Origin of the sequence: Candidatus Methylobacter favarea (genome assembly GCF_902806695.1) — a bacterium.
Taxonomy (GTDB): Bacteria; Pseudomonadota; Gammaproteobacteria; order Methylococcales; family Methylomonadaceae; genus Methylobacter_B; species Methylobacter_B favarea.
In genome coordinates this window covers 1-6,643 of the sequence record NZ_CADCXN010000006.1, presented here as the reverse complement: position 1 = coordinate 6,643, position 6,643 = coordinate 1, and the positions used below count along the sequence as shown (strand labels likewise).

The 6,643-nt window shown below is 41.5% G+C and carries 7 protein-coding genes; 5 read left to right on the top strand and 2 right to left on the bottom strand.

What is annotated here, in order from left to right; all coding sequences use genetic code 11:
• The first annotated feature begins 20 nt into the window (after positions 1–20).
• From HUX64_RS01485 to HUX64_RS01465, 5 genes are all read left to right on the top strand, one after another.
• A complete protein-coding gene (locus HUX64_RS01485) occupies positions 21–2,954 on the top strand; it encodes a hypothetical protein (protein ID WP_174624481.1) in 2,934 nt (977 codons plus the stop codon).
• Between the two features lie 181 nt (positions 2,955–3,135).
• Positions 3,136–3,378 carry a hypothetical protein gene (locus HUX64_RS01480; RefSeq protein ID WP_174624480.1) on the top strand — a complete coding sequence of 81 codons (243 nt, stop codon included), beginning with the start codon at positions 3,136–3,138 and terminating at the stop codon, positions 3,376–3,378.
• Positions 3,379–3,520: 142 nt separating this feature from the next.
• A complete protein-coding gene (locus HUX64_RS01475) occupies positions 3,521–3,757 on the top strand; it encodes a hypothetical protein (RefSeq protein WP_174624479.1) in 237 nt (78 codons plus the stop codon).
• A complete protein-coding gene (locus HUX64_RS01470; protein WP_174624478.1) occupies positions 3,739–4,143 on the top strand; it encodes a type II toxin-antitoxin system VapC family toxin in 405 nt (134 codons plus the stop codon). The genes HUX64_RS01475 and HUX64_RS01470 overlap by 19 nt, the downstream gene beginning before the upstream one ends.
• A gap of 203 nt (positions 4,144–4,346) precedes the next feature.
• On the top strand, positions 4,347–4,691 hold the full coding sequence (locus tag HUX64_RS01465) for a hypothetical protein (protein ID WP_174624477.1): 345 nt from the start codon (positions 4,347–4,349) through the stop codon (positions 4,689–4,691).
• On the opposite strand, the gene HUX64_RS01460 is transcribed toward HUX64_RS01465, so the two are convergent.
• Together HUX64_RS01460 and HUX64_RS20055 are read right to left on the bottom strand one after the other, a co-directional pair.
• Positions 4,663–6,102, bottom strand: coding sequence for a UvrD-helicase domain-containing protein (locus tag HUX64_RS01460; RefSeq protein WP_174624476.1), 1,440 nt, complete (start codon positions 6,100–6,102; stop codon positions 4,663–4,665). The genes HUX64_RS01465 and HUX64_RS01460 overlap by 29 nt on opposite strands.
• A 4-nt stretch (positions 6,103–6,106) precedes the next feature.
• Positions 6,107–6,340, bottom strand: coding sequence for a UvrD-helicase domain-containing protein (locus HUX64_RS20055; protein ID WP_174624475.1), 234 nt, complete (start codon positions 6,338–6,340; stop codon positions 6,107–6,109).
• Between the last annotated feature and the right edge of the window lie 303 nt (positions 6,341–6,643).

Sequence of the window (6,643 nt, the reverse complement as noted above, 5' to 3'; positions counted from 1 at the left end):
TCTAAGGCAACCTTCGCTTTTTGCGCCCCGGTAAATATCTTCCGTTTGCTTTCGCTCATTTCCCGCCTCTTTTTAGGTCAGGACATATCTTAATCTATTGTCCGGTTTTCGGGGTCCACTTTACTCTGCTGCAAAAACTACAACAGGCTGTAGGTAAAAAAACCGGTAAAGGCATACTCATCGTCATTGATGAATTAGGTAAGTTTCTTGAGTACGAAGCCCGCCACCAAGGGGCCAACGATATTTTCTTACTGCAAGCACTTGCCGAAGTCGCCTATCAAGGCGGCGACGCCAACATTCTTTTAGTCGTGCTTATGCACCAGGCTTTTGAGCAGTATTCAAAAGGATTAGGTGAAAACCTGAAAAATGAATGGGTAAAAGTACAAGGACGTTTTGAGAATATTCCGTTCCTAGAGTCCGCTGAACAAATCTTGCGCGTCATTGCGGCAGCGTTTCGTAATCGGCTGACAGCTCCACAGCAGCAGGACATAAAACGTCAAACGACAGCCTTTGTTAAGATTTTAGCCAAGCAAAATGCGCTGTCTCCCGGGCTAAACGCAGAGCCAGCCATAGAAATTCTAGCCCAGTGTTATCCGCTGCACCCTATGTCAGCGCTACTCTTACCGACGCTATGTCAAAAAGTAGCCCAAAATGAAAGAACCTTATTCAGTTATCTTGGCAGCCAGGAATACTTTGGTTTTAAAGACGGAATTAACCGATTAAAACAGGTTGGCGAATGGGTTTTGCCTTGGGAAATATTTGAATATTTTATTGAAAATCAGCCCTTAGCAACAGCAGATCATGTCACGCACAGACGCTGGGCAGAAGTGATTACCGCCATCGAACGTTTAGGTGATGCAGACCCTTTGGAAGGCCGGTTGTTAAAAACCATTGGACTGTTCAACATCATAGGCAGTCAAGCCGGCTTCAAAGCGAGTGGTGAATTATTAGATTTGTGCTTTCCAAAGCCCGTCAATGTAGTTCAACTGCTTACCAATTTACAAAGAAAATCCATCATCAACTACCGTAAATTCAGTTCAGAATATCGAATCTGGGAAGGCAGTGACTTCGATCTCGATGTCGCGGTACAAGAAACCATGCAACAACTGGGAGGTTTTAACTTAGCTGAAATACTCGCTCATCGAAACAAGTTAGCACCCGTAGTGGACAGGAAATACTCCATTAAAAATGGAGCGCTACGGGTGTTCAGTCCTTTTTACATAAATGCGGCGACTAAGAACAATTTTTTTGAAACTCCTCAGCATCCTAAAATTCTTTTTTTCTTATCAGAGAGACAAGATGACACAGTGGTTTTTGAGAGCATTGTCAAAATGTACCCCGATCCATTAAGTATTTACGTTTTATGCGAAAACGCATCTCGAATCAAAGAAGTCGTTACAGAAGCGATGGCCTTAGAAAGCATTCAATCCGAGCGAGCAGAGATCAAATCCGATCCCGTGGCGCAACGGGAGTTGAAAGATCGGCTATACGCTATCAAGCACATCGAAGCAGAAATTTTAAGTCAATATTTGGAGCAACCCGAATCAAATCGATGGGTTTGGCGTGGCGAGCGACTGAAATTACCTACGCGGCGCGAATTACAAAATCAATTATCCAAGGTATTAGAAACGGTTTATGACCAGGCGCCCTTAGTTAAAAATGAGCTGATAAATCGCGATAAAACATCAGGGCAAGTCAATGGCGCTAAAAATAAATTGATAGCGGCATTGTTGACGAACGCACATTTAGAGGATCTCGGCTTTGATAGCACCAAATTTCCCGCTGAGAAAACGATTTACCGTGCAGTGTTTAAAGAATCTGGCATACATGTCAAAAGGAATGATGTATGGCAACTGGTTGATCCTCCTGCGGAAAACAAATACGGGTTTGCCAAGGTTTGGCAGGGGATCAATGATTTCTTAGCGAACAGCTCTTCGCCACGAAAATTGACAGACGTCTATTCGTTCATAGAAAAATCACCCTATGGCGTGCAAAGAGGCGTGTCAGGGTTAATTTTTGTAGCCTACTATCTCGCTAATCAAAGATCCCTGGCACTCTACGAAAGTGAAGTTTTTTGCCCCTTGGCCACTCAGGAAGTTTTCGAAATTTTAGCTAAACGCCCTGAACTGTTCTCTGTTGAAGCTTTCGACTTCACAGGAATAAGAGCCGACCTGTTTAATAGCTATCTGGAAAAACTGATAGGCAAAGTACCAGAAGAAAGCACATTGCTTGACATTGTAAAGCCATTGGCGAAATTTATTGCCCAGTTACCTCACTACACCCTTTCAATGAAAACCCTGGATTCTCAAACGATTGCGGTTCGTGATGCCTTTCAGAATACGCAAAGCCCCATGAAGCTGCTATTTGAAACATTACCCCAGGCTTGCGGTTATCCGTCGTATGTTGGAACAGACTTGAATACCCACAATCCAGCCGATTTTTTAAATGAACTGGTTAGGCACTTAAATATCTTAAACAGAGCGTATGAAAACCTGCTTAAAAGTTTTAAAGTCCAGCTAGCCAGTGCCCTTAAAGAACCTGCTGATTTAAACCTGGCCGATCTTAGAACCGCTATAGCCAAAAAGTACGCGGGATTAGAAAAATACACCATTGATTTGCAAGGACTTAAAGCCTTTATCTTAAGACTGCAAAAAACACAAGAAACGGATGAAGCCTGGCTGGAATCAATAGCCGCTTTCCTTGGTAAAGCGCCGCCTAATAAATGGCTGCAAAATCATAGTTTGGATGCAGAATACCGCCTTATCGAGTTTAGTGAACGCCTGGATCAACTGGCCTTGGCGCATTCGCATCAATTGAAGGCTAATGCAGATACCCAGGTAACAGTATTCCGTGTTGTTAACGAGCAAGGGGCAAAAGACCAAATAGCGTACCTGAATGAACCACAAGAAATCAGGCGCGAGCTGTCGTTAACGGATTTTACGGCGATTTTGTAAATGCCGACAAGCAACTAAAACTGGCCATCATTGCCGAACTAATCAGTGAAGTGAACTAAACTAACTTATGCGTTTAACAGTATTTCAAACACAAACCCTTTGCTGTATATCGAACCGACGCAAGCAGCATAGTTATGCGACACATCAAACGCTTACCTTGAACATTACATAAGGAAAAACAATGCTCATACAACTTCAACCCGAATTTGATGACATATTACAACCGCTGGGTAGTCATGCTGCGGAATTTTTTTTAGCAGCAAGTCTGTATCACGCCAGAAAAATAAGCTTTTCTGCTGCCGCACACATGGCGGGTTTGAATTTTGACAGTTTTAAAACGCGCTTAACAGAACATTTTAATCAAGGCTATGTCATGGCCGATGAATGTGTTTTAGAAGAGTTGCGCACTGTAGAAAAATTATAAAACTGATGACACTGGTAAGCTAATGACAATAGATTCGTGTTCGTACACATTGCCTTTTTGCTATAACCTTATATGAACATAGAGCATTCAGCCCGTTTGAACGCTGGAATTACAGATTGAAGCCATTTATCAGGAAAATATCATGCGAGCTCAAAAGCTATTATTAAAGACCAATGCACAAGGTAAACTTGAAGGTTTGCCAGACCTTATGCCCAATCAATATGTTGAACTAATTTTATTATTCAATGAAGAAAAATCACCTGAATCCAATAAAAAAGTTTACAGAAAACCGCCTGTTGAATTAGCGGGTAAAATTAAGATTTTGGGCGATATTATTTCTCCTGCAGTCGAAGAAAATGAATGGGAAGCATACAAGTGAATTTATTATTGGATACTCACATTTGGCTATGGTGGATTAATCAAAACGACCAACTTACTCCGCAACATCAAGATATTATTGCTCAGGCAGAAAATGCTTATATCTCTTCAATTTCCTGCTGGGAATTAGTCATGTTACATCAACGCAATAGAATTGAGCTTATTGAACCTTTACAAGAATGGGTTCGATCAGCATTGCAAAATATTGTTTGTTTGCCATTGACCGAAACTATTGCTATTCAGTCGGCATTACTGGATTTTCACCATCGCGACCCCGCTGACCGTTTTATTATTTCAACAGCACTCATACATGATTGCCAACTGATGAGCTTTGATGAAAAATTTGTACTTTATCCTGAGTTAGAAAACAGGCTTATAGGCAAATAATTTAAACTAATATCACTAACCTTGCGGTATATGTGTTTTGGAAGATATGAATATTACAAAAAAATTTACAATATGAATAACCAAAAATCTGTTAGACACTTATTAGGTATCTCTGGTGCTAAAGGCAGTCCGCCTTTAGCGATTTATGTCGTAAGTTTTACGAAATAGAACCCAGTTTAGAAAATTACTGGCGTTCGATTATTTTGTTTGGTCGCAATGTTGCATCCTATAAGTTCGCATTAGCCAAAGCGTTATATGATTTGAAAGATAAGGGCGAAACGGTTATTACGTTTGATAAATTAGCCGTTCCATTTTCCAGGCACATTTCAGAGCATTTAACTATTTGCGATAAACAAGCAACCTCCGCAAATAGTCCTTTCTTGAATGCGTGTCGTGATTTTAATGCTAAACGAATTACACATGACAGGCTAATCGATTTAACAGTTCAGCACGGTTTTAAATATGTGATTGATGCTTTTCACAATGTTCACGAACAAGAATTGCCAAAACGCTTTTTTATCAATGAAAATATTTCTCCACCACATTGATAATAAATACGTAACGCCACTCTCTACCTTTAGCACTGTGAATGGTATAAAGTAGCACGCCGGACTGCGTGTAAGTCAAAGGGATACGGGTTAAATCTACCTCAGCCCAAGTGTTGTAGATTCTCATGGCTATCTTGGTACTACTGAGGTCTCGCTTAAGGAGAGCCGTCTCTTTTTTACCATGCTGGTGCGTCATAAAACGGCTGAGGGCATCGATTAATAACTGGGTACCGGCTTCGGGTTCTAATCCGGCGGCTTTGATTACTGTTTCTCTGAGATTAAAAATACCCCGGTAAAGCCGCTCAGTGCCACCTGTCTTTTTCGGTACGTTGAAAGCCTCCCAGCCGTGTTCTAATACATTTTCGCTGCGGGTTTTCTGTAATTTATCGGGCAATTGCAGGTAGTGAAGCACCCTTAGCCAGGACTTTCTGGGTAGAACAGGGGTGTTTGAGTTATTAATCCCACCAGCCATACATTTTGTGATTCTGATCAAGGCCCGGAGCACTTTTTCGGTTGTAGCCTTCGATTTTCGGTACGTTTCTGTGCTATCCACTTCCCGATAGGACAACTGGTTTTTTATCGCATATAAAGATTTTCGGGTTCTCCCTAATATAACGATTTCTCCAGGCAAGACGCCTTCGGCTAATAGTTTGGTAATTTCTTTAGCGATAAACTCGCCTTGCTGATCATTACTTTGTGCGATAAATAAATGCGGAGTAAACCCGGGTTTAGCGCTGGTCAATCGCGGATCATCGCAAATATCAGCCGCGACCGCGTTAACCAGGGGTAATAGTCTTTTAGGCAGCCTGTGACTTTTAGTCAGGTTAAAATGCTTCAGTTTTGACTTGAAATGAGCGCTTAGAAGTGACTCTAATTGCTTCCAGCACGTTAAGTCAGACCCTCGGAAGGAATAGATAGCCTGTTTTTTATCGCCTACTAACAGGGTGAATTTAGTCCGCTTAGCCAGGTTGTAAATTAAACTGACTTCCTTGCCGGAGATGTCTTGCAACTCATCCACCATAAGATGATCGATACCGGCCGCCACTTCATTCCGTATGTCCGGATGAGTTTGTATCAGTTTAACTGCCAAATTCAACATGTCTGGGTAGTCAATTAACTTGCGCTGTAACTTGTAGCTTTGAAATTGTTTGAGCACGTCCGCCACTGCCATTGACAAGGGCGATTTTGATTTTCTTGGGCCGGTACGTCTTGTTTTACGCACCTTTTCTACGGCTTTTGTCACTTTATAGGGGTTAGTTTTTCTATTAGCCGCAATCTCAGTTATAAGGTTTTTGACCCCGACGTCTAAAGACTTGTTTAAAACTACCTTGGGTGTTGCAGTAAATCCCAACTTATCACGATACGCTTCAATTATTTTCAAGCCGAAGGCATGGAAGGTGGCACACTTCACTTGCCTAACGGGAGTCGTTAGGTAACTTTGATTTTATATGGTTATCGGCCTTCGTCGTAAAAGTTAACACTTGAATGCTTTCCGGTCGATAGCCCTGATCGATCAATTTTTTTATGCGAAAGACCAGAGTGTGGGTTTTACGGGTGCCTGGGCCTGCGGTAACGATTGCTATGCCGCGCTGGTGGTTTACTATGTTGAACTGCTCTTCAGTTAAAGGTGTTTCATTAATTATTTTCATGCCAAATTCTCCAGAGAGTTTTAAGTACTCTGGGAAATTACTATTGGCAGGCTATTTATGAAGTTACTTCGAACTTAAAGACAAAGTAATTTATTGAGGTGTTTTTTAAGGATCAACTTCAATTCGCAATTTTTTAATAAGACGAAGTGAATAATATGGATAAGATCCCGGCAATACTAATAGTGAGTTCCAATAAAACAATTACACATTAAGCCACCCCAAGGTCGAATTTATTCCAGCGGAATACGGCAGGTGACGCATTAAACTCGCCGATCCCTTTTAGGATTCGCGTTTTCAGTTCAT

What these genes read in the sequence shown, in the direction of transcription:
- HUX64_RS01480 (WP_174624480.1), top strand. Translation starts at nt 3,136, where the DNA reads ATGCTCATACAACTTCAACCCGAATTTGATGACATATTACAACCGCTG.
- HUX64_RS01475 (WP_174624479.1), top strand. Translation starts at nt 3,521, where the DNA reads ATGCGAGCTCAAAAGCTATTATTAAAGACCAATGCACAAGGTAAACTT.
- HUX64_RS01470 (WP_174624478.1), top strand. Translation starts at nt 3,739, where the DNA reads ATGGGAAGCATACAAGTGAATTTATTATTGGATACTCACATTTGGCTA.
- HUX64_RS20055 (WP_174624475.1), bottom strand. Translation starts at nt 6,340, where the DNA reads ATGAAAATAATTAATGAAACACCTTTAACTGAAGAGCAGTTCAACATA.